Here is a 23,254-nt window from a genome sequence, read left to right on the forward strand (position 1 = left end):
TTATTGGTTCCGTGGTTCAATCCAGGTCAGCGCCGCCGTTTGCGCCGATAACGCTGTCGGCATGGTGCTGGCCAACCGGGTCCGGCCGGACGCCCTGCCGTTTAGACGTGCCAGCTTGCCGCTCACGATGGATTTATACCGGGCAGCGGGCACCCCGCCGGCAGGATGGTGATAACACCCGGCGGCAACCAGCCAGCTACCGGGGTTGCGGTCATAGCACTCCCGCAGGATGGCCGCGGCGGCGTTGAGGTTGGTGTACGGTTCAAACGCCGCCCAGGTCGACGTAAAGTGATGGCCGTTCCAGCCCAGATTGACCTGGGCAATTCCGACATCAATACGTTTTCTGGGATGTGTTTTCAAAAAACGCTGTAAGGCTTCCCAGGCCTGCAGTCGGCTGGCATAGCGATACCCTTTACCGGCAACATTGATGGTCCAGGGCCAGGGGCGCTCCACATCCGGGGCCGGACCGGCGCCGCGGGTCACCGAGACGATGTTTTTCGGCGCCATCGATGTCTCGGCCAACGCCACCGAATACAGGGACTCCGGAGGAACCCCGTGACGCAGCGCCACCTCCCGATAGCCAGAAGGTACCTGCTGGGTGGCAGCATGAACCGCTCCCGCGCCCACAGAGGTGAGGAAGGCAAACAGGGGAAATAGCCCCTGGGTCAGAACGCGGCGAGTGTCCATCCGTTTTCCCCTTGTTGCAGCACCACCGGCATCAGGCCGTTGCCGAACTTCATCCAGCGGCCACCGTCATGATTCAGCGTGATTTGACGTGCGCGTACCTTGTCGATGGGAATGTGATGCGCTCGGGCCCAGTCACGCAGCAGGCTGTCATTACCCTTGCTGTCGACCAGGTAAATGTCGACCGGCCGGTTATCTGCCAGCACCGCCGCCAGTCGAGCATCACACTGACCGCAGTCCTTCGCTTTCACGAACAGCGCCAGTCGCCCGCCGGTGTCATGCGCGATACCCGCAGCATTCCCCATGTTGACCGGCAACACACCGAGGCGCTGCCAGGCCGCATCCACCTCACGTTGGAACTTGAGTTCTTTCTCGGTGCGGACAAACTCCTGCTTCACCCACTGCTCGGCGTACTTTTTACGTTCGGCGTCGCTCTGAGCTTCAATGCCAAGAGCGGTTAATGGATCAAGCCCGGGGGATTGGGTCCCGCGGGGCCCCCCCATCAACTGCTGGTATCGCTGGTACTCTTCCCCACTGATGCCCCACTGCTTGCCCTGTTCAGCCGTCTTGTTGTCCTGGCTCTGCTGAAGCTGGCTCAGGGTAGACTGGCTGTTCTCGATGGCCGTCTGCTGCGCCGCCTGTGATAACGGGCTCAGTAGCATCAACGCGACCATGTGGTGTTTCAGTTTCATCACGCTCTCCTTATTGGGCGCTGACGGTCTGCAGACGGCCGTTCACACGAAACGTCGCCTGCCCGTAGCCGGCACTGACCAGGGTCCAGCCAGCGACTGACTCCCCTTCCCCGATTAACCGCACCTGCGACAAATCACTGAACCCCTGCGGCGCCACAGCCGCCAAGGCTGACGTCCCACGCTGCTCCACCCCGGTCAGCACGAATGGTGCTTTGCTCACCACACGGCGTACCGCATTACGCGGGGAGGATTTAATCGGCGTAGGTTTGTGCTTTGGGGTGATTTTGGCTGTCGCTGAAGGGGCTGCGGGTACGGACGTTGATGGCGCCACAGTCGATGCCGGCTTTTCAGTTGCTGACTTTTTCACGGACTCGATGCTGTCTTTCAGCACATTCAACTCAACCTGTTGAGCCTGCAGCTGTTGCTCAAGTTTTTCCGGTAACCCATTGGTTAGCGTCAGCGCCCCAATCTGTCGCGTGATCGAGGCCTGGCGTTCAGCCAAGCTTTTGAGCTGTTTTGCGTGCGTCTGCACCACATCGGCCATAGAGTTCATGCCATCCTGCGGTGCCAGTGCTTTCTGTGCCCGCTCAAGCTGGACAATACGCTGGTCGACATGGTTGATAGCCCCTGTACCGACGAGGCCAGTAACCAAGATGACAACGACGCCGGCCGTTGCCCCCCAGAAGGTCTTGCTGCGCAGCAACCCTTTTTTAGCCGGTGTCATCGGCACCATTTCTTCATTATGCTCTGTCATTTTTTCAACCACCCACCGGTTGCCGGCACCGCGTTAACGGCTTGAGGTGCAATGACAGTTGCAGCAGGACGTGCTGAAACCGGTGCTAAAACCGCCTTGCCCGACGCCACCGTCACCGGCGGCAGCTGCGTAGCCGGCAACTGATACCCGTCACGCAGGCTGTGGCAGACAACACGTTGCACGTCGTCTACCTCGAGCTGCCACGCGGGACCGGCCAACACTTGCAGGGCAGTACGCAAACGCATCGGCCCCAGTTGGTACTGCACCGCCGGCAACGCCTGGCGGTACAGCACGCCGTTTGCCGGTCCGGTCGCGCATAGGGAATAGCCCGACTGGCGCAGCGCATAGCGCAACGCATCAGCAACCGTCGGTTTTACTGACGCCGGAATACGGATATCGATGATTTGCGAGAGCGGATCACGCTGAACGGCCGCCGGGTCAGTGCTGACCAATAAATAACGGTCGTAGCGCACCACCTCCGGCACCAGCCCGTAGGCATCCGGGCTGACCGACTGAACATTGCGGTTGACGGTGACAGACGACGTAACAGGGGAAATATCACGCTGCTGCAGAGGCTGTTGAGTAACGCACCCGGTCAGCATGAGTGCTGCCAGGGAAGAGACGAGAATTGTTTTTTTCATCCGGAAGGTTTCCTGTTCAGTGACAATTGACAGGAGTCACTGTGCGGTTACCGCCCGGGACGCTCAATTAACAACTCTTTATTGCAAACGAAAAAATAACTTGTCCTTTGAACTGACTGGTGAGGTCCCTAACCCCACCAAGAAACAATCAATCAACGGATAACCCCTACTTTCCTTAGAGTAGTAAGCAACTCTAAGAATGTATTCAGTCTAAAATCACCTTGATTATAAATAACTCTCAATCCCGCTTTTTTACCAAGATTAGAGGACGCCCTATCTAAGGCAAAATCCAACTCCATATAATTATAACCATCACCACCGCGAGACGAGAAACCGACATCCACCTTTGATAGTCGCGATGATACTTTGAACCCCTCCGTTTCTAACTCCACAGCGCTTTTAAAATAGACCTTAAACCATCCCTTCACTGGCTCATTATTCTCATACATATTCAAGAACAACTCAGAAATTAAAGGCTCATACACAATCAACATATATGGATCTATCTTAATGGATAGTGATTTTCGCGCTCCAGGAGAATGACCGTGCGAAACGGCGTATAAACCATGAGCATGGAGATCACCTTCATAGCTGTGCGCAGTCTGTACATTCAATCTTTGGAGTTTTCCCTCAAGCCTCTCTATCGCGTCTTCAAATATATTATTTTCATCCTGTGTTGTCACACTACCTACTAGTGCAGAGAGATTAAAATGCACATAGTCAACTAACTCTAGCGCTTCATTATTTTTACCAACGATACCATCATCAAACTGGGAAATTCGTTCAAAGTCAACATTAGAGAAAGAAGCATCAAAACTACATGCAAACTCTTTATTTAGTACACTAATTATATTATTCATCCCTTCTGACGATGAGACATTGAAACCTTGCAACAAGTTAAGTGGCGGTTTGAGTGCGCCGACATCAACACCCTTAATGCCCACTGGAATAACACGCACTCCTTTTGAATATGCAAACCCCGACTCAAAATATATCCAACTAGATGATATTGATTTTGGAGAAACAAAAACAAACATTATTTTTGCTTTATGCAAATTTTCTTCAATCTTATGAACCCAGTTATTACCGAACGGAATACTTTCACCATCACTGGATTGAAAAATATTAACAGTTCCAGATGTGCGACCAGTTATCATTCCCTTTAACTCAGAAATATACTCTCGATCAATAGATGAGTGACTAAAGAAAATGGTTGGCTTATCCATACGCTCTCCAATTATAAAAATGTCTATAGACAGAGGGGTACTTTACTACCAATAAAAAAATAGCACCACTGCTCTATCTATAATAAACCCTACCGGAGCAGGGTTTATTGTTCTCAGTTAACAACTCTGAAAAAAGTACTCTTCAGAAAGGTATATCATCGTCAAAATCCATCGGCGCTGCATTCCCACCCGATTGAGCTGGCTGGGGTTGCTGAGCCGGCGTACCGCTGTGCGAAGGTTGCGGTTGCTGAGGTTTCCCCCAACTGCCCTGGCCTGATTGTCCTGCGTTGGCTGGTTGCGAACGCCCACCCAACATCTGCAGAGTGCCGCCTATGTTGACGACGATTTCAGTGGTGTACTTTTCGACACCGGCCTGATCGGTCCATTTGCGTGTCTGCAGGGAGCCTTCAATGTAAACCTGCGAGCCCTTACGCAAATATTCACCGGCAATTTCGGCAAGCTTACCGAACAGCACGACACGGTGCCATTCAGTTTTTTCTTTCTGCTCACCGGTCGCCTTATCGCGCCAACTCTCTGAGGTCGCCAGGGTAATGTTAGCAACCGCACCACCATTTGGCATGTAACGGACTTCCGGATCCTGGCCGAGATGACCGACAAGTATGACTTTGTTTACGCCGCGAGACGCCATAATCGAATCCTCATAGGGAATAGAATTAGAATGGGAAAACGCCCCGATAAATCGAGGCGTAGAGGGCGTTATCAGAAAGAGTTTTCCGCATATTGTTGCTGTGCGGAACCTTGCTGAGGCGGCGTAGAGTCGGATTTCTCAGCCTGGAAGACCTTCTCCTGACCGATCTTGATCCAATCGACCTTGATAAGGCGGGCTTTGAGGCTGACGCGCTGTTCACCCGCATGTTCGCCGCTGTTGAGCGTGAAGATATCCGTTTTTAGATTGCTAAGCACAAAACCAATCAGGACCTTCTTGTCTTCATCAACCGACTTTTGACAGCGATTGATCAGGCTGCTGGCTTCTTTACCGGCTACCGTCACATCGAAACGCGTATAACTGGCGTTATCGGTAGGACCGGAGAGTCCATTGACGACACAGCTGATAAAGGTGCCATTCGGGCCATTGACTTGACGAATGTTACTGAGGTACCCCATGCCTTTGATAGTCAGGTTGAAGTATTCAGTTTTGGTGGATGCTTGCTGAGATTGGCTAGACATGATGTTTTCTCCAGGCGTGTAGATTCGGTGACGGAGAAATACACCTTCCCTAACGGGAAAAGTATTTCCCGTCGGGAGCCAGGTATGGGTATACGCCATTGCCTGACAGTCTGATCAGATTGAATAAGCCTTAATCGTTACGCAAAGTCGCGTTCACTATCAACGATATCTACTCTCAAAGGCGGGCAGATGTACCACACAGTAAACTGTGTACTCCCTTTCAGGCTAAGGAAGTGTTCTTTTGTTACCACCCGAAGGCGATCCTCACAGGTAACGGGATCATTAGTGGCTGTCAATTAACAGCAGGGTCACCCGAAAGCGCTCATCACAGACCCACTGAGCATTAGTGGTTGTCCGAAGACAACAAGTAAGCCTGTTCATTTTTAATTCAGGTGCTGCTGCTGTCAACCTGGAATATCAATTTTGTGAATTGAGAAAACAAAAACGGCACAGTCAAAGACTGCGCCGCGGAGTTTGCACCATAACTGGTAGTAGATCTCATCTGACTTCGAGGAGGGGTAGTAGTCTCCTGGCGCGTTTTTCACGAAGTCGCATGCGCTTAATCAATCAACCTGAGTGTGGAGGCCATTGATACGGGCTGAAGCAGAATTGTCCATGCATTAAACTTTCCTGCCATCCGCAGCCACGGGGTGCTCTGCATCAAAGCCCGCCCACATTAGCAAAACTTTCTGTGATAAACATCAGACAATCTCTTACTCCGAGACGATTGCTTTATTTTTAGCCGGTGATTTTGCTTTATAGCGCTTAGCCTTACGCCCACTTTTTGCATCGATGTTAATGATGCCCTGGCAAGTGGGGTAATTACTGCAGCCCCAGAAGGCGCCACCACCTTTCTTCCCGGCACGCCGGCGCATCGTGCCGCTACAGGTCGGGCAAGGTGGGGAAGGTGGCGCGGTAAACTTCACGGCTTGCGCCTTTCCTTTCTCCACCAGATGCCCTGTCCACTGCGCCTGACGGCTCATGAATGTGTCGAGTGTCATCTGCCCCTGGGCAATCTCGTCCAGCGCCTGCTCCCACAACGCCGTCATCCCTGGATTGGTCAGTGCAGTCGGTAACGCATCAATCAGTTCGCCGGCGATCGGCGTGGAAAGTAGAAATTTGCCCTTCTTCTCCAGGTACCCACGTTTAAACAACGTCTCCAGGATACCGGCGCGCGTCGCTTCAGTACCCAGCCCTGCGTTCTCTTTCAACACTTTCTTCAGTTGCGGGTCACTGACGAACGCCGCTGCATTTTTCATGGCGGCGATCAGTGTCCCGTCGGTGAAATGTCCTGGGGGCTTCGTCTGCAGCGTTTTGAGTTCAGCGCCAGCTACCGCGACGGTTTCACCTTTTACCAGGGCAGGCAGCCGAACATCATCCGTGTCAGCCTGTTCCTCTTTCGCCTCGCTCGCGTCATGCTGGAACAGCACTTTCCATCCTGCTACCGCTTCAACCTTGCCGCGGGTGCGGAACAGTTGCCCGCCGATATTGAATGTCGCTTCCGTGACATCCACTTCATGTAACGGCAGGAACTGTGCCAGGTAATGCTGACGGATCAGCTGATAGACCTTGAGCTCGTCGGCAGACAGCTTGCTCAGGTCGAACGGCTGTTTGGTTGGGATAATCCCGTGGTGCGCCGTGATTTTTTTGTCGTTCCAGATACGAGATACGAATGTCCTGTCGAGCCTAGCCACGCTTTCACTCTGCGTTGGGTCCGTGCGGGTAACCGCGCTCAGCACATCGGCAACCTCTTCCCGCATCGATGTCGGCAGATAGCCGCAATCCGTCCGGGGATACGTGGTGGCCTTGTGCGTCTCATACAGTGACTGTGCGATACTCAAGACTTGGTTGGCGCTCATCCCCCACTTGCGGGAGCAAGCCTGCTGCAGGGTGCCCAGGTCAAATGCCAACGGCGCGGACTCTTTCTTGCGTTCGGTCCCCACCTCAAGCACAACGGCATGAGCCGTTTGCTGACACAGCTGCACGACGGCCTGCGCCACATTCTGTTGAATACAGCGCTTCTCTTCATCACAGTAGTTGGCGGCAGGCACCCAGTTTGCCGGGAAGTCGATCCCGCCTTTCTGCAGCGTGGCCCTGACTTGCCAGTATGGTTTTGAGATGAAGTTTGCAATGTCGCGGTCACGGTTCACGACCAGCGCCAGCGTGGGGGTCTGCACCCGCCCGATCGACAACACTTCGCCGTATCCCTGTTCGCGGGCTTTGAGCGTGTAAAGCCGGGTCAGATTCATTCCCGTCATCCAGTCAGCCCGTGATCGCGCCAGGCCAGCTTCATACAGGGGCGCGGTCTTCTCGCCAGGGAGTTTGTTCGCCAGGGCATGCCGAATACTGGCCTCGTCCAGCGCTGACAACCAGAGCCGCTGGACCGGGCCGGTAAAGTGGCAATGTTCCAGTAATTCCCGCGCGATCACTTCCCCCTCGCGGTCCGCATCGGTCGCAATCACCACAGAATCAACCTGCTTGAGCAGCCCGCGGATGACAGCGAACTGGTCGGCAGTGTCTTTTTTTACCGCCATTTTCCACTGGGTAGGGACGATAGGAAGCACGGACTCCCGCCAGGGACTGCCGAACTGCTCACCGTAGGTCTCCGGCTGGGCCTGTTCCAGCAGATGCCCTATAGCCCAGGTGACTATCACGCCGGCGCCCGCCAGGTAACCCGGCTTACGCTGCGTCGCCCCGAGAATGGCGCCGATATCTTTACCCTGGCTGGGTTTCTCGCACAGGTAGAGTTGCATCAGATACCCCCCGTCAGCCCAGCTGACCTTTAGCGACCTGCTGCAGCTGCGTCATCAAACGTCCGAGGTAAGCATCGGTCAGGTGCGACGCATCCGATGAGCTATACGTCACTTTCAGGAGACTGCTGGCGCCGGACTTGACCACTTCGAGCTCAAGGCGATCATTGCCTTTCCATTCCTGCCCCATCTTGTAATAACTGCCCTGGTTTGCTGACCAGACCGGGCGGGCTTCATCAATGGAGCTCGCGCTCCAGTCGCCGTGCTGATCACGCTGGCGCAGATTTTCCAGCTCTTCGGAAGAGATAAACTGATAATGGCTTTTCAGCCGCGCCGCCGCGGTATCAACGTCCACCGGGAGCGTATACGTATGACGCACATCTTGCCGGGGCCCGGAAATACCGGCCCGGGTCATCCAGGGCATGCCGCCGTCGCTGGAACCACCACTGCCACCGCTTGCCAGCGAATGAGCAGCGTCACTGATTTTTTGGTTCCATTCACCCAGCTCGGTGCCTGCACACCCCGTTAACAACAACGCGGTGCAGAGAACAGCCGGCATCAAAACAGACTTTACCTGTCGATTCATGCTCATGCTTTGGCTCCTTTTTTAGAAGAAGCGGAGGCTGTTAACACAGAAGTTTTATTGAGGGGCGGTGAAAAAGCGGAACGTGTCGCACCTGACATAATGTCTTCGTCAGGCATACCAAAACGGGTGATCGCATCCTTTCCTGCGGGGGTTTCGAGACGGATATCATTACGAGTCACATTGACGGGACGATAGTGTTGGACAACACCGTACACACTACGGATCCAGTGACCTCCACGATCTAATAATGTGTCACGTTGCGAACGAGATATGAGCCCGTAGTGCCAAGCCTGAAAGGCTTTCATCGCCAGTTGGTCATAACCAACCAGGAGGAAAACGCAGCGATAACCCACCGGGGTTCGGCTAAATACACCAATATTTAAAGGAGACACAGAAGCCACATCTGAAAGAGAAATTTGAGCAGGGATATTTGCCAGTGTTTTGTCCAGCTCGGCAACAGCCTGTTGAAGTAACAGCGTACCTTTATTTAAGGTCTCTTCCAGGGCGACCATCGCAGCATCGGCATAAGGGTTATCTTCACCAGAAGCCTCATTGATCTGCCCTGCTCGTAGAATAAAACGGGGCATACTATAAATATCAGGGCGTCGCTTCCCCGACGTTTCAGGATCAGCGTTTTGGCTACGCCGCCCTTCCCATAAACGAATGGCATAGAGGGTATGAAGCTCTACGGTAAGAGTGGATTTTAGTGCGCCAGCGCGTGCAGCCGCCGGTTTTTGTTCATTATTCTTTGCTGATTCAGCCATTAGAAGCATCCTTCCGGGAACGTGTGTGGCTAGAAATAGTCTCGGCAGACACCATTAGCAGCAATCCAAAACTCTTTTTGGTTTCTAAAGGAAAAATTCCCAAGCCTATAATTGCCTATATTTCGGTCAGTGCTGACACTGTCAGCAGTGTGTGTTTTTTAAACAGTTCTGGTTGTTTGCACTCACGACTCATTTTTTTGCCCGCATCATTTGCTGGCGCAATTTGGCCACGACACCACTCACATGGTCCCGCGACGCCAGATGTTCGCGGACTGGACCTGCTGGTTTTGCAGGTGCCACAGAGGAAGGTATTTCGCGTGCCGGAACAGGCCTGGCAGGCTCTGGGGATTTAGCACTCGCATACAGCTCACCGTTCCGAGCGCGCTTGATCACTGCCAGCAGCCAGCCAGTGGGGTTATTCAGGCTGCCTTTGGCCATCGCCTGCCCAAGACTCTCCAGCACCTGACGGGCGCAAGCTTCGGGCAACGCTTGAAGCTGAGCCACGACTTGTCGTTGGTCATCCGCTGCCATGCTGGACTGTAGTTCGGCGGGTAACTCAGGTACGTACGTTGTTTTATTCACACTCTGTGTGAAAGAACGTACGTTACAGTTCGGTTGGGTTGATGCACCGTAAGTAGCTGATTCCAGAATGAGTTCGGAAAACGAACTCGGTGTTTTGCTCCCCTGTTTCACACTGAGTTCGGTATCCGAACCGGGCTTAATTTGACTCAGTTCGGTATCCGAACCCGGGGATTTTTTACTGAGTTCGGCGTCCGAACTGGGGGGGGGGTCCTGCCGTTGAGAAACTCTGACAGCCATCTGTTGCGGGGTTTGTGGTGAACCCAGCCGTTCAGCAATCGCCGCCATCTGGGAATGCTGATGACGCATTGTAGGGTCATTTTGAATATCGGACAGTACCGCCCAGGCCGTCTGGCTTATGGTGCGGTTCTTGTGTGCGCAGCCCATGGCGACCGTATCAAGCCAGGTCGGATCCAATGTCTCCGCATCACGGGCCGAGAGCGGCTCATCGTGTTGGGCATAGATATTCCCCTTCACCCTGCCCTTGTCGTCACGCACACGCCGGCACAAACTGAGCCAACCCGTAAGGCGTAACATCAGCAACACACGGCTGACGGTTTCGCGGGACGCCTTACCGTTAAACGGCGAGGCGAGCTGCAGTTGCAACTCGTCATAGGTCGGGAACACGGCGCCCTGGTTCTGTTGCGCGTACAAGCGGATCATTATCCATGCGGTTTTATCCAGCGGGGACAAACGGGTGTCCAGGAGCAACCGGCGGGGGATGGAATCATGCACATTGCCCATGAACAAGAGACCGCTGCGCAGATTCGTGACATCGGGAACCCCCGCGTGCTTTTCGGCACCTATTCGTTCTGCCAGGCGGGCATTCATTTGTTCGAGCGTAAAGGTGATCAGGCTGTCATCAGGTGTTTTTATGCTCATCGATTTTGCGCATCCTTTTACGCTGCCCCCGCCCACAGGGCGAAGACATCAAGCGGTTGTTGGCCTAACGGCACTCAGGCCTGTACCCGACATCAGGTACAGGGTGAATGTCATCACTTCCACAACTCGTTGTTGTAGCGTTCGTGGGTCAACAACTCCCAGTCATCCCCACTGTTGCGACTCAGCAGACGCCAGCTGGTGCCTATATCAATCTTCATCCAGGCACGCCCGGGGGCGTGCTTGCCTTTGACATGAAGATTCTTGTAGTTACGCTCCCCGCGGCGGAAGCGCCTGACCTGCTCCTTCGCCTTTTTTTGACAGGACGGTGGCGCCGAACGGGGGACCTGCAACCCCGGCATTAATATCACCGGCTTCATGCCAGCCTCCTTGCATTTCCTCCCGGCGTACCGCGTGGCGTACGCACGGCCTGAATGGCTTTTCTGGCGGTAGCGGTCTGAGGGGCATCGAAGCTGCGGACGGCGTGCCAGACAGCCGTCAAAGAAACATCCATCTGCTCGGCAGCCAGCATCATGACGTCCAGCCCATCGGCACTGGAGGCATCATCAATGTCGGCTTTTTGCCACTGTCGCCACAATGCCGCGTTCTCGTCATCGCTGAGTGCCGCACAACGCCCCTGGCGAATGTTGATACCGGTCATGCGCCGGCGGGCGGCAACTTCAACGGTAGAGAGGCCAAAATAGTGCTGCATCATTTCGATAGAGCCCCCCAACGCCAGTGCACGGTCAATCCGCTGCATACGCTGCTGCTCGCGACGCGCGTGTTGCAACATCAGTGAGAAATTCTCGTGATGGATTTGGAAGGTCAGCACCGATACGGAGCTGTTCATCAGGTAATGCAGATCTTCAATGGTCAAACCGTGCAGCAGCTGCATCTCTTCCGTTGTCAGCCCCAGGGACTCACAACGGCGGATATAGCCTGATTTAAGTTCCATCACGAGCTGCGTGAGCAGACTGTTCGTTGCCTGCGATAAGCTATTACTCATTGTCCTATTTCCCCCCAATGCTATGTGCGATTGCCACTGGCCCATCACCCTGAACGCCCTGGTGCAACCTGGCGTTCTGCCCTGCCTCGTATCCACGTAAACGGGCAATATCATCACCGCGGCAGGCTTTCGGTGCGCGCGTTTGCAGCTCCCCCATCTTTTGGCTTTCCAGCCAGGTCCCCATCAGCTCGCATTCCTGTTCAGTAACGGTAAACGTTGTGATAACTCTCCGGACGCCGGCAACCCAGCCGGCACGAAACTGCTCTGCTCGGGCACGGCGCGTGCTCATTTTCAGGCGTTTATTCTGGGTTTTCAGGTAGTCTGCAGTCGCATCTTTCAACTGCCGGCTCAGCACATCGAACACATAAGCCGCAACGGCCGGCCGCTCACTAAAGCCGTAGAACGTCACGTTGCGCCGCTGGCCTGAAGCCGTATCTCGCCAAGAGAAATACAAACGGCATCCAAAGGCGCGGGCAGTCGCCCACGCCAAACCAGACATCCATTCGGGGAGTTTTTGTTTCGCTTCGGAAGGTGCTCCCTGGCTCGGTACCATCTGAAGAGAAGAAAGGCTGGCCTCCAGTTCGCTGATGCCGTATTTCTCCATCAGCTTTTGCGCTCGGGCTAACGCCAGCCCAGCCTCATGCGCGTTGCTGTTGCTGCGGGCTAGCTCGAGGAGTTTGCGCACCAGTTTCACCAGGCGCGTCTGTCGTTGTGAATGGCTCATCAGGCTGTCTCCTCTGTTGCAGATAAGTCACGCTGCAGTTCACGCAGACGACGCAAAACGCGAATAAGGCGCATCAATTTCACGGCATGAATATCGTCAAGCAAAGGCCAGTCAGCCGTATTTTCCGAACCGATAAGGGCTTCATTGAGCGAGCTGGATGAGACACCGTCCGGGTTGTTGCCGGCAAGGGTCAGGAGTAACGCGGTAAAGCGAGAGGGATGTTCGGCAGTCAATGCGTAGCCGGCAGCCTGCAAGTCGGCTTTATCGGCTTTGATTTCAGCCTCGCAGCCCGCCACTTCGGCCAGTTCAAATGCCAACCGAAAGGTGATCACCTGCAGGTGCTCAATATCGTCTTGCAGGGCAGAAATAGCCCAAATGGAGGAGACCGGCTCAAGCCCTACCTCGGCAAAAGGCACCTCTGCTGCAGGGGTTACAGTTTGCTTTGGCTGTGTATCGGTATTGCTGAGAGGGACGGTCGAATCATGAGCGCCAGACAGAGGGGATTCATTGACGGTAGTATTCTCACCGTCTAAAACCGTTTCAACGTCACCTGATAACACCGAAGGAGCGCCGTATAAATCAGGTTGAGTTTCAACACGTGGTTCAGTTTGGGTTGTAGGGATTTCCTCTTCCAGAGAGTCCTGTGATTCCTCATCAGAATCACCCGTTGACTCATCTAACGCGCTGTCCAGCGCCAAAGAAGAGCCACCACCCAGCACTTCAGGTTCCGTCTGCCCACCGCTATCTTCCTGTTGCAGTGCTGGCGCCAGCTCGACAGTATTGCCCTTGCCTGACAACTCGGGCGTTAACGTCGGTTCACCGAGGTGCTTGCGTCGGTTTTGTTCTTTGGGATCGAGCTCCAGTAACCAGCGGTCATAATTGAGCAACGGGTGCGGCAACGCGTTGATGAGTGCCCCAATCAATTCATCACGGAACATATCCAGCGAGTAGACTTCAGGGTCATCAAAGTGACTGCAAACTGCTCCGAAGACTGCATCAAAGGTACAAGTTACTTCAACATCAATGATAAAACGCTGCCATGTTTTGTCAGCATTCCCACGTAAGGCTAACAAGAGTTGAATCTGTGGACGTCCTAAACCTGACTCGAGTAAACGTGGAATATAAGGGTATAAATATTGGATCGTATCTTCCATACGGCTGATGTTGGAGTTATGAACCGGATAGCCGGACTCCCCCAGCAGCGTTGAAAGTTCGCGTAAAGAGACAGTTTTACCCAATTGCTCTTCAAAAAGCGTACGTGCCTGCTTGATCCCAAACGCTTTCTCGATAAATGTCAGATCCCCTCGCACTTCATTTTCAGCCAAGTGACCTATCACGCAGGATAATCGTCCTGGCCAGGGTTTGAACACGCAAGAGAAGCGATAAAATCGTTCTTCTCCCGTTTCCTGCCAGAGCTCGGAAAGAATGGAATAACGCGTATTCCCCCCATCACTGAAGAAATACCCCAGCTCAGGGCGCTCCGGATCACGGGTTACTTTCGGCACCGTATCCAACCCACGCGCCCGAATTGACACTTTAATATCATCATATTTGGGGTTACGGGTGGTACGCGGGTTATCCGGATTAGGGTTGACCTCATCCAGCGTCAACACCATCGGCATTTCACTGACAGGGGTCTCCGCCACCATGGGGGCTAAAGGCTGTGTGCCTGCCGCCGTTTTGCCCTGTTGGAGCAAAGCACTGTTCAGATCGAGGATCTTGGTTTTAGGACGCGCCATGATTACGCCCTCCCCGAGTATTGGTCATACTGACCGTCATGGAGGTCGCTGAACGCGGTGAATTGCCCTTCAAACTTGACGCGAACGGTACCCGTTGCCCCCTGCCGCTGTTTACCAATGATAATTTCTGCCGTGCCGGCATCATCAGAATCAGCGTAATAAACTTCATCACGGTAGATGAACGCGATCACATCAGCATCCTGCTCCAGCGCACCGGAGTCTCGCAGGTCACCATTAAAGGGACGTTTGTCAGCACGGCTTTCCAGTTGACGGTTCAACTGAGACAGCGCGACGACGGGACAATCAAGCTCTTTGGCCAGCGCTTTCAGACTGCGGGAGATTTCCGCAATTTCTTGGGTGCGATTTTCCTGGCCAGGGCAACGCATCAACTGCAGATAATCGACCATGATTAAACCCGGCTTACCGTACAACCGGGTGTAGCGACGCGCCCTGGAACGCAGCAGTGCGGGGGTCAAATATGATTCATCGTCAATAATCAGGCGATTTTCCAATGGCAACAACCGCTCCATCGCCTTGGAAATACGGGCCCAATCTTCATCTTCCAACTGGCCACTGCGCAGACGTGAAAGTTCAACCCGTCCATCCACAGCGATAAGGCGTTGAAGCAGCTGTTCGCGCGGCATTTCCAGGCTGAAGAAGAACGCAGGTTTCTCAGTGCCACGAAGCGCGCCGGTGTAGGCGCTCAATGCAAAGGCGGTTTTACCCATCGACGGCCGTGCGGCAAGTAACACCAAATCTCCGGGCTGCAGACCACACGTCATCACATCAAGCTCTGAAAAACCGGTCGGGGTGCCGGTGATACCATTACCGCCATTCACCGTATCCAGATAGGTCACGACGGCATTCAACCCATCCGTCAGGCTGACATTCTGCTGCGACTGGGTTTGCTCAGAAAGCTGGAACAATTGCTGTTCTGCCCGTTCGGTCAGGGCAGCAGACTCTGCGCGGGGATTAGCGGCATCAGCGCTCAATTCACGCCCGAGTTGCAACAGGCTGCGCAGACGACTGCGTTCAGCCACAATTTCGGCATAGGCGACGATATTGGCTGCGCTCGGCGTGTTTTTAGACAACTCCGCCAGATAGGCAAAACCACCCACCTGCTCGAGCGCCCCATTTTGTTCCAGTGATTTATGGAGCGTAATCAGATCAATCGGCTGCTGGACAGCCATCAGGCGAGCCATGGCCTGGAAAATTCGGCGATGTGCTGCAAGATGAAAATCACGCTCTCCAACTAATGGGAGAACGTCATCCCACCGCTCGTTATCCAACATCAAGCCGCCAAGAACTGCCTGCTCAGCATCGGAGGAATAAGGGATTTTGGTTGTCGCCTGGTTCATGGTTGCACCTCCGACTTCCCGGTCAGCAGTGCATCAAAGTCTGATTTCCACTGAGGAAACAGCTCACAAGCCAGCATATGCATGGTGTCAGCGGCTGCCGGTGTAGACGTTCGAGTTGTGGTTTTTTCGAGACGGTGAACAGGTTGGCCGGAGGCATGCCCCATTTTGTAAATTTCTAACTTGGGGATGATGGTGTCGAGAAGGGAGACATCGAAAGAATCTGCACGCAGATATTGGTTATTGATGATAATGCTGCGCAGACTTTCCAGTGTCTGCCAATCCAGATTAGTGTACTCCATACAGTTCGTCAGAATACGGATACGGGGCAACGCGATACCGTAGCAGGTCAGCGGTAGTAATCCCTCCATCAACCCCAGCGTTCCGCGTAAAAACTCACGTGTGTCCGGCAGTATAGGCTTGATAACCCCGACAGCGAATTCCGTACTGGCAACCAGAATCAGCTCGAGCATCACAGACGCCGCGCCTTTCGAGTCAATGATGATGACATCGTACTCGTTGAACAAAGAGTGCTGCAGAACATTCTTCAGGCGCATACGGCCATCAGGGGCATGCAGCATGGCAGAAGATAAACGGTCATGGGGATCGTTGGAAACAATGACATCGAGATTAGGGATAACAGAACGGGAAATGATTTGCTCGGGATTATTGAGGTCGACCGTCTTCATCAACAACTCATACAAACCGTTGGGGGCCTCATATTCTAGGGAGAAAATGCTGCTTGCGGTGGGTTGGGAGTGGTCACCATCGATGAGGAGTGTCTTTTTACCTGCATCGGCAAGGAAGCCGGCAAGGTTGGCGCTTTGGGTAGATTTACCTTCGCCCCCTTTGGTTGAAACCATAGGGATAACACGAGGTGCTGGGTGGCTAACACCCATAGATGTGGATTTAGCTAATGTATGCATGTTTTACACTCGAATTTATTAATTCGCGTGTAAAGGGTTAAAAAACTTAACATTTAACAATTTGACAACAAGCACAGGGATTGAAAATCCCCGTGTCCTTGGTTCGATTCCGAGTCCGGGCACCATATTTAGAAGAACCCGCCTATGGCGGGTTTTTTGCTTTTCGGGATATGGACTCTCCATCGAACGAGTTCGATTATTCGGCCAAAGGCCTCACCCTGCGGGCCAACGCTGAAGCGTTGTTCAATCCGGCGCAAGCGCCGGTTGTCCGAGTCCGGTCGCCCTATTTAGAAGAACCCGCCTATGGCGGGTTTTTTGCTTTTCGGGGTATGGACTCTCCCTCGAACGAGTTCGATTATTCGGCCGAAGGCCTCACCCTGCGGGCCAACGCTGAAGCGTTGTTCAATCCGGCGCAAGCGCCGGTTGTCCGAGTCCGGTCGCCCTATTTAGAAGAGCCCGCCTATGGCGGGTTTTTTGCTTTTCGGGATATGGACTCTCCATCGAACGAGTTCGATTATTCGGCCGAAGGCCTCACCCTGCGGGCTAACGCTGAAGCACGCACCTATCCGGTTGACGTTCAGATCAGAGATAGACTACTTCACCGCCAGCCGATCAATTTGCCGATCCTGTCGATACCCAAACAGTATCAGGCCACATACCGCGCCCAACAACGCACAGAACATGTCAGACTGGGTATCCCACGGATCCCCTTGCGTGCCCAGAAACTCATCGGCTCCCTGGCCTAACGCCAATGCTGCCCACCATTCAATCAGCTCGTAAATGGCGCTGATGGCCAGTGCAATACAACACGCCACGAACCCCAACATTTTTCGTCCCTGCACATAGCCGCCACGCAGCAGAATTTCCCTCGCCACCAGCGCCGGCACCAACCCCTGCAAAAAGTGGCCAAGCTTATCGTAGGGGTTACGATCCAGCCCGAACCACTCCTGTACGCCAAACCCAATCGGCACTCGGGCATAGGTATACATACCACCGAAAATCAAAACCAGCGCATGAAAAAAAATAAGCAGGTACAACAATGGCGTTAGCGGGTAACGCCGCCGGGTCAACCAGAGCAACGGCAACACAATGACAACCGGTATGACTTCCATCAACCAGGTCATCCTGTCATAAGGTTGAATGCCGCTATAAATCAGCAGGGCCGTAAGTAATAAGGCCGCTGCGGGAAGCACATATCGAGACGGGAATACGGACATGGGGGGGCTACCGAGGTAATGAAAGAGACCCTTTCATTATACCCCATAGAGGAAAGCAAAGGATTCAGGGTGAAATCCGCAAGCGCCAGCCGCTGCGCTTCCAGCCTATCCAAAACGCCTCCCTTCCTGCTGAATCCCTGCATCCCTTCCGCCAAAAAACCGGCGGAAGGGATAAAGGTCAAACCGGCCAGCGATTCAGTTGAATGCCCCGGTCAGCGGCACCGGCGCCGAAGTCCGCCAACATGGCTTTGACGTCCGGATCAATATATTCGGCGTTATCATGCTCGGCAATCACCACGCAGTTATCCGGGATCTGCGCCAGCAGGCTTTGCAGGCGCGGATTATGCAGAAAAGTCAGGTTTTGGTGAAACCGCACCACATAATGATCGTCGTAACAGCTCAGTTGCAGCGCATTACGGTGGCTTTTGTAGGTACTGCACAGCAACTGCGCCATCAGTCCGATAGCAATACCCGCCAACATGCCAAAGATAATGATGCCGGAAACGGTGAGAATAAAGGGGATGAACTGCGGTAGCCCCTGGCGCCACTGGGCGGCAAACAATGCCGGAGAGGCCAGCTTATAACCGGTATACAGCAATACCGCCGCCAGGCTGGCTAACGGGATGGTGTTTAGCACATCGCTGAAGAACAGGCCGCATAACAGCAACAACACACCGTGCAGCAGAATCGACATGCGGCTACGCGCTCCGGCATTGACGTTCACCGAGCTGCGGACAATCACCGCAGTGATCGGCAGGCCGCCGAGAAAACCACTCAGCATATTCCCGACGCCCTGCGCGCGCATTTCCTTGTCCGGCGAAGGTGCCGGCGTTTGGGATTTCAGTTTTTTCAGCGCCTCCTGACTCAGCAGGGTTTCCAGGCTAGCCACCAGCGCCAACGTCAGCGCGATGAGATAAACCGACGGGTTGCGCCAGGCACCTTGCCAATCCGGGCGGCTGAGCTGCTCGCCCAACGCCTCGGCACTGCTAAATTTAGGCAGTGAAATGCGCGGCATGGCACCGATGCTTTCCGGCATCCACCGCTCACCAAAGACCACGGCCAGGCTGCCCCAGAGTACCGCCACCAGCGGGCCGGGGAGATAACGGGTCAACGGGATCCGTTTCACCGGTGCGGTGGTCCACAACCACATGATCAACAGAGCACCCAAGGCAACCAACGCCGAGGCGGGCGACAACAGCTCGGCACCGTCGGCCAGCAACGCCTTCAGATTTGCGTCCCCCTGTACGCCCAACGCTACCGGTATCTGCTGCATGATCAGCAAAATACCGATGGCCACCAACATGCCCTGGATCACCGTACCGGGTACCAGCGTGATCCAGCGTCCGGCACGCAGCAAACCAAAAATAAGCTGCAGCGCCCCCGCCAGCATCAGCGCCACCAGCAGCAATGAAAACGAACCCAGCGTTTCCATAGCACCGGTCACAATGGTGACCAGGCCGGCGGCAGGCCCACTGACAGCGTAGCGCGAAGGGCTCAGCAAGGTGACCACGATACCGCCGATGACCCCGGTCAGCAGCCCGACAAAAGGCGGTAAGCCACTGGCCTGCGCTATGCCAAGGCTGAGCGGCAATGCCACCAGAAACACCACTATACCGGCGGGAATATCATTACGCAGAGTGCTGAAGTTCATGACCCACCTCCGCAGCGTTCTGATGGACGAGCTCCTTCAAATGCCCTTCTTGCAGATCGTAAACGCAGCCAAAAACGTCCAGCACCTTGCCCTGCTCCCAGCGTCGGCGCACCGGTTCGCTGGCAATCAAATGGGTGAACTGGGTCACCACGTGCGCGTCGATAAGCCGGTTCAGACGCGTAGCATCGTCATCCTCTGCCTGCCGATAATCTTGCAAGTTATGTTCCAGCGAATACCGCAAATGCGCCATCCGCCGCGCCAACGCGCTATCCTCCTGCGCCAGCGGCATTTCCGGTAGCGCCACCGCTGCCTGTACGCCGCCGCAACCGTAATGGCCGCACAATACAATGGCGGAGACGTGCAGATATTCCAGCGCATATTGCAATACGCTCATCAGGCTATCGTCATCCTCAAGAACCATATTGGCGATATTGCGATGAACGAAAAGCTCACCAGGGTGTGCGCCGGTCAGTACCTCGGCCGGGACACGGCTGTCGGAACAGCCGATCCACAACGCCTGCGGCTGCTGACCGGCGACATGCTTGCGGAAGTAATGCGGGTTGCGCTGGCGCTGCTGTAGCGCCCAGCTGCGATTTCTGGCTATCAGGGGTTTAAGTATCGTCACGGCATGCATCTCTCTGTTGGGGGACAAACAGGCTTTCGCCTACCCGCCCAGGAGCCAATTACATGAATCAAAATGATGGTTTTATTCCACAGCCAACATTGGCATGGGGCATTTTTTACACGCACAGCGCCGTTCCTCCATCAGGAAAGGCCCTTATTAACCATAGAAGCAGCGACGAATCTGACAAGGAAAAACAGCCGGGAACTTTTAATGAAGAAAAGTAAACATTTTGATTTTATTGGTTAATAAATAAAAACTGGCCTATTAAAAAACTAAAGTAACTCCAAAAAGAGCCTTCTTTACATTCACTGCCTGACCCGCCAGAAATCAGGCATAAAAAAACCCGCCATAAGGCGGGTTTTCTAATAATTGCACCAGCAGACTGTTAAGACTCGCTTGCCTGTTTGGTATTGCCTGACAAGAACTCTTTCTCATAAGCCAGGGCTTTTTTACTGTCGAACTGATGTTCCCATTTGGCAATGACCAGTACCGCCAGCGCATTACCCACTACGTTCAACGCGGTGCGCGCCATATCCAGGATACGGTCAACGCCGGCAATAAACGCCAGCCCTTCCAGCGGGATGCCGACGCTGCCCAAGGTTGCCAGCAGCACCACGAAAGAAACGCCGGGTACGCCTGCAATCCCCTTGGAGGTGACCATCAGCGTCACCACCAGCACGATTTCCTGGCCTAAAGACAACTCAATCCCGTACAGCTGCGCAATAAAGATGGCGGCAATGCTCTGGTACAGCGTGGAACCGTCCAGATTAAAGGAGTAACCGGTAGGTACCACAAAGCTGGTGATCGCCTTCGGTGCGCCGTAGGCTTCCATCTTTTCGATGATGCGTGGCAACACGGTTTCCGAACTGGCGGTGGAATAAGCCAGGATCAGTTCGTCCTTCAGGATACGAATCAGCGTCCAGATACGCAGATTGCACATCCGTGCCACCGCGCCCAACACCACCAGGGCGAAAAAGGCGATGGCGAAGTACACCAATAACACCAGTTTGGCGAGCGGCAACAGCGAAGCGAAACCAAAGTTGGCTACCGTCACGGAGATCAGTCCAAATACCCCAATTGGCGCATAGCGCATGATCATATGGGTGACTTTGAACATGCTTTCGGAAACGGCTTTAAACACCTTCAGCAGCGGTTCTTTGGTTTCTTTCGGCAATGACGACAGGCCAAGGCCAAACAGCACCGAGAAGAAGATGATCGGCAGCATGTCGCCTTTGGCCATGGAGGCGAAGACGTTCGACGGAATCAGCGACAGAATGGTCGCCACCAGACTATGCGAGCCGCTTTGCACTTGCTCGGTGGTTTTTTCATATTGGGAGATATCGACCGCCGTCAGCGTCGACATATCGATGCCGTGACCGGGTTGAAAAACATTAGCCAACGTCAGCCCTACCACGATGGCGACGGTGGTAATCACTTCGAAATAAATAATGGTTTTCAATCCGAGGCGGCCTAACTTTTTCGCATCGCCGACTCCGGCGATGCCTACCACCAACGTAGAAATAACGATCGGCACGACAATCATCTTGATCAAACGAATAAAGATATCACCGGCCGGACTAAGAATATTACTGACAAGCCACTCGCGTGACTCCGTCTGATTATGAAGTACCGCACCGACGATAATACCCAGCACCAGCGCTATCAGGATTTGCCAAGCAAGGCTAATTTTTACACTCTTCATACCCAAAAAGTCCTCAAAAGACTCCTTTCAACGTATTTAATTGCAACACGAAGAAAAGAATAATTAATCATTTAATACAGGCTTATGTTCATTACAAGAAGGCGTCCACCTGCCCTTAATGTGACGCTGCTTAAATGAGTACCATTTGAGCGACCTTGTCTGCAACCCTTGTTTTATCGGGCTTGCGCGCTGAATCGAATCAGAAAGATTATTCAGTTCAGCTTCGTATAGCATAATTACTTGTTATTAAAAACATAATTTTGTGTGCTATAAGTCACACATTAATCCGATCGTTTAATTTTCATCCATAATTAAAATGCGTTATTTTTCGCAGAATCTGCATATTTAGTCCGCTAATGATGTTTATATTATGTTGCATAAAAGTTTTCAAAATGAAACAAGAAAACATTTCGTCTGGTAATTATTTTGTTGATATTTTTCTTTGAAAACACAAATGAGAATTATTCATTTAAAATAAATAATCAGAAAAATATTCATCAAAAACGGCAAATTCCAAGCAGGCTTATTAAACCAAGATTAGTGATAATAACCCCACTACTAATATCGAAAGATATATTAATAGCCCGCATACGTCTAAATGGTTGAGCAGAAATTAATACTCAAGCTTTTATATTCGCTCTGAACGATAGGAAGTAGGTTTAGTCCGGGATTGGTTATTCTTTTTGGTTCTTTAGATAGCGTTTTCTGACAAAAACCCCCTATTTAACCGATTTTTTCCACCAAGCAGATAGATACACAACGCAAATAAGACAGAACTATTACAAATCAATATCTTTGTTGCGTGATCTGCCGCGCAAAAAAGAAACAAAGAATCATAGCAAACTATACTTAACCTTCAGTTGACATATCATTAACAACTTCAAGGAGAAAAGCTATGAGCCAAGTGCATAAACACGCTATTCCTTCTGCAATTGCAGAACACGCCCTGATTAACCCAGAACAATACCAACAATATTATCAACAGTCGGTGCAAGACCCGGAAGCATTCTGGGGGGAGCAAGGAAAAATTCTGGACTGGATCAAACCTTATAGCCGGGTAAAAAATACCTCGTTCGACCCGGGCCATATCAGCATTCGCTGGTTCGAAGACGGCACCCTCAACCTGGCGGCCAACTGCCTCGATCGCCATCTGGCCGAACGCGGTGACCAGACCGCCATTATCTGGGAAGGTGACGATCCCACCCAGTCGAAACAGGTCACCTACAAACAACTGCATCACGATGTCTGCCAGTTCGCCAACGTACTGAAAAAGTTGGGCGTCAAAAAAGGCGACGTCGTGGCTATCTATATGCCCATGGTGCCGGAAGCCGCGGTCGCCATGCTGGCCTGTGCACGTATCGGTGCGGTGCATTCGGTCATTTTTGGCGGTTTCTCGCCAGAGGCGGTCGCCGGCCGTATTATCGACTCCAACGCCAAGCTGGTTATCACCGCTGACGAAGGCCTGCGCGCCGGGCGTGCCGTGCCGCTGAAAAAGAACGTCGACGACGCGCTGAAAAACCCTGGCGTGAAAAGCATCACCAACGTGGTCGTTTTCCAACGTACCGG

General features: G+C 53.2%; 23 protein-coding genes. 2 read left to right on the forward strand and 21 right to left on the reverse strand.

Annotated elements, in window-relative coordinates:
- The 20 genes from V2S86_RS24705 to V2S86_RS24800 all read right to left on the reverse strand — a co-directional run bounded on the left by V2S86_RS24705 (nt 1) and on the right by V2S86_RS24800 (nt 19,995).
- The gene (locus V2S86_RS24705) at nt 1-687 is read right to left on the reverse strand and encodes a transglycosylase SLT domain-containing protein (RefSeq protein WP_330764548.1); all 687 of its coding nucleotides are present in this window, start codon (nt 685-687) and stop codon (nt 1-3) included.
- Nucleotides 666-1,376: a TIGR03759 family integrating conjugative element protein gene (locus V2S86_RS24710; protein ID WP_330764549.1), complete on the reverse strand. Its 711-nt coding sequence runs from the start codon at nt 1,374-1,376 to the stop codon at nt 666-668. Before V2S86_RS24710 ends, V2S86_RS24705 begins: the two co-directional genes overlap by 22 nt.
- A gap of 10 nt (nt 1,377-1,386) precedes the next feature.
- Nucleotides 1,387-2,130 carry a hypothetical protein gene (locus tag V2S86_RS24715; RefSeq protein WP_330764550.1) on the reverse strand — a complete coding sequence of 248 codons (744 nt, stop codon included), beginning with the start codon at nt 2,128-2,130 and terminating at the stop codon, nt 1,387-1,389.
- Complete coding sequence (gene pilL2, locus V2S86_RS24720) at nt 2,127-2,771, reverse strand: PFGI-1 class ICE element type IV pilus protein PilL2 (protein WP_330764551.1); 645 nt, start codon at nt 2,769-2,771, stop codon at nt 2,127-2,129. The genes V2S86_RS24715 and pilL2 overlap by 4 nt, the downstream gene beginning before the upstream one ends.
- A 152-nt stretch (nt 2,772-2,923) precedes the next feature.
- On the reverse strand, nt 2,924-3,997 hold the full coding sequence (locus V2S86_RS24725) for a toll/interleukin-1 receptor domain-containing protein (protein ID WP_330764552.1): 1,074 nt from the start codon (nt 3,995-3,997) through the stop codon (nt 2,924-2,926).
- 142 nt (nt 3,998-4,139) lie between these two features.
- Nucleotides 4,140-4,646 carry a single-stranded DNA-binding protein gene (locus tag V2S86_RS24730; RefSeq protein ID WP_330764553.1) on the reverse strand — a complete coding sequence of 169 codons (507 nt, stop codon included), beginning with the start codon at nt 4,644-4,646 and terminating at the stop codon, nt 4,140-4,142.
- A 71-nt stretch (nt 4,647-4,717) separates the two neighbouring features.
- Nucleotides 4,718-5,185 carry an STY4534 family ICE replication protein gene (locus V2S86_RS24735; RefSeq protein ID WP_290016671.1) on the reverse strand — a complete coding sequence of 156 codons (468 nt, stop codon included), beginning with the start codon at nt 5,183-5,185 and terminating at the stop codon, nt 4,718-4,720.
- 713 nt (nt 5,186-5,898) lie between these two features.
- A complete protein-coding gene (locus V2S86_RS24740; RefSeq protein ID WP_330764554.1) occupies nt 5,899-7,938 on the reverse strand; it encodes a DNA topoisomerase III in 2,040 nt (679 codons plus the stop codon).
- Between the two features lie 13 nt (nt 7,939-7,951).
- A complete protein-coding gene (locus V2S86_RS24745; protein WP_330764555.1) occupies nt 7,952-8,527 on the reverse strand; it encodes a hypothetical protein in 576 nt (191 codons plus the stop codon).
- On the reverse strand, nt 8,524-9,285 hold the full coding sequence (locus V2S86_RS24750) for a PFL_4669 family integrating conjugative element protein (protein ID WP_330764556.1): 762 nt from the start codon (nt 9,283-9,285) through the stop codon (nt 8,524-8,526). The genes V2S86_RS24745 and V2S86_RS24750 overlap by 4 nt, the downstream gene beginning before the upstream one ends.
- Before the next feature lie 189 nt (nt 9,286-9,474).
- Nucleotides 9,475-10,746 (reverse strand): STY4528 family pathogenicity island replication protein, encoded by a 1,272-nt coding sequence (locus V2S86_RS24755; RefSeq protein WP_330764557.1) that lies wholly within the window; start codon nt 10,744-10,746, stop codon nt 9,475-9,477.
- Nucleotides 10,747-10,859: 113 nt separating this feature from the next.
- The gene (locus tag V2S86_RS24760; protein WP_218218525.1) at nt 10,860-11,123 is read right to left on the reverse strand and encodes a ParE family toxin-like protein; all 264 of its coding nucleotides are present in this window, start codon (nt 11,121-11,123) and stop codon (nt 10,860-10,862) included.
- On the reverse strand, nt 11,120-11,749 hold the full coding sequence (locus V2S86_RS24765; protein WP_103101363.1) for a DUF2857 domain-containing protein: 630 nt from the start codon (nt 11,747-11,749) through the stop codon (nt 11,120-11,122). The genes V2S86_RS24760 and V2S86_RS24765 overlap by 4 nt, the downstream gene beginning before the upstream one ends.
- 4 nt (nt 11,750-11,753) lie before the next feature.
- Nucleotides 11,754-12,473: a DUF2786 domain-containing protein gene (locus V2S86_RS24770; RefSeq protein ID WP_330764558.1), complete on the reverse strand. Its 720-nt coding sequence runs from the start codon at nt 12,471-12,473 to the stop codon at nt 11,754-11,756.
- A complete protein-coding gene (locus V2S86_RS24775; RefSeq protein WP_330764559.1) occupies nt 12,473-14,212 on the reverse strand; it encodes a ParB family protein in 1,740 nt (579 codons plus the stop codon). Before V2S86_RS24775 ends, V2S86_RS24770 begins: the two co-directional genes overlap by 1 nt.
- Nucleotides 14,213-14,214: 2 nt before the next feature.
- Entirely contained in the window at nt 14,215-15,570 is a 1,356-nt protein-coding gene (gene dnaB-PI / locus V2S86_RS24780; RefSeq protein ID WP_330764560.1) for an SPI-7-type island replicative DNA helicase, read from the reverse strand.
- Nucleotides 15,567-16,493, reverse strand: a complete 927-nt coding sequence (locus V2S86_RS24785) for a ParA family protein (protein WP_330764561.1) — start codon at nt 16,491-16,493, stop codon at nt 15,567-15,569. Before V2S86_RS24785 ends, dnaB-PI begins: the two co-directional genes overlap by 4 nt.
- Nucleotides 16,494-17,086: 593 nt before the next feature.
- Entirely contained in the window at nt 17,087-17,710 is a 624-nt protein-coding gene (locus V2S86_RS24790; RefSeq protein ID WP_330764562.1) for a DUF2238 domain-containing protein, read from the reverse strand.
- A 178-nt stretch (nt 17,711-17,888) separates the two neighbouring features.
- A complete protein-coding gene (locus V2S86_RS24795) occupies nt 17,889-19,361 on the reverse strand; it encodes a SulP family inorganic anion transporter (RefSeq protein ID WP_330764563.1) in 1,473 nt (490 codons plus the stop codon).
- On the reverse strand, nt 19,339-19,995 hold the full coding sequence (locus V2S86_RS24800) for a carbonic anhydrase (RefSeq protein WP_330764567.1): 657 nt from the start codon (nt 19,993-19,995) through the stop codon (nt 19,339-19,341). Before V2S86_RS24800 ends, V2S86_RS24795 begins: the two co-directional genes overlap by 23 nt.
- 53 nt (nt 19,996-20,048) lie before the next feature.
- On the opposite strand from V2S86_RS24800, the gene V2S86_RS24805 reads away from it, so the two are divergent.
- Entirely contained in the window at nt 20,049-20,210 is a 162-nt protein-coding gene (locus tag V2S86_RS24805) for a hypothetical protein (protein ID WP_330764564.1), read from the forward strand.
- Nucleotides 20,211-20,371: 161 nt separating this feature from the next.
- Here the strand turns inward: V2S86_RS24805 and gltP are convergent, their stop codons facing one another.
- Nucleotides 20,372-21,688: a glutamate/aspartate:proton symporter GltP gene (gene gltP, locus V2S86_RS24810; RefSeq protein WP_330764565.1), complete on the reverse strand. Its 1,317-nt coding sequence runs from the start codon at nt 21,686-21,688 to the stop codon at nt 20,372-20,374.
- A gap of 895 nt (nt 21,689-22,583) precedes the next feature.
- Between gltP and V2S86_RS24815 the strand changes: the two genes are divergently transcribed.
- Nucleotides 22,584-23,254 (forward strand): AMP-binding protein (locus V2S86_RS24815; protein ID WP_330764566.1); only part of this gene is annotated, 671 nt, incomplete at its 3' end.

Source organism: Serratia sp. C2(1) (assembly GCF_036352655.1).
Lineage (GTDB): Bacteria > Pseudomonadota > Gammaproteobacteria > Enterobacterales > Enterobacteriaceae > Serratia > Serratia inhibens.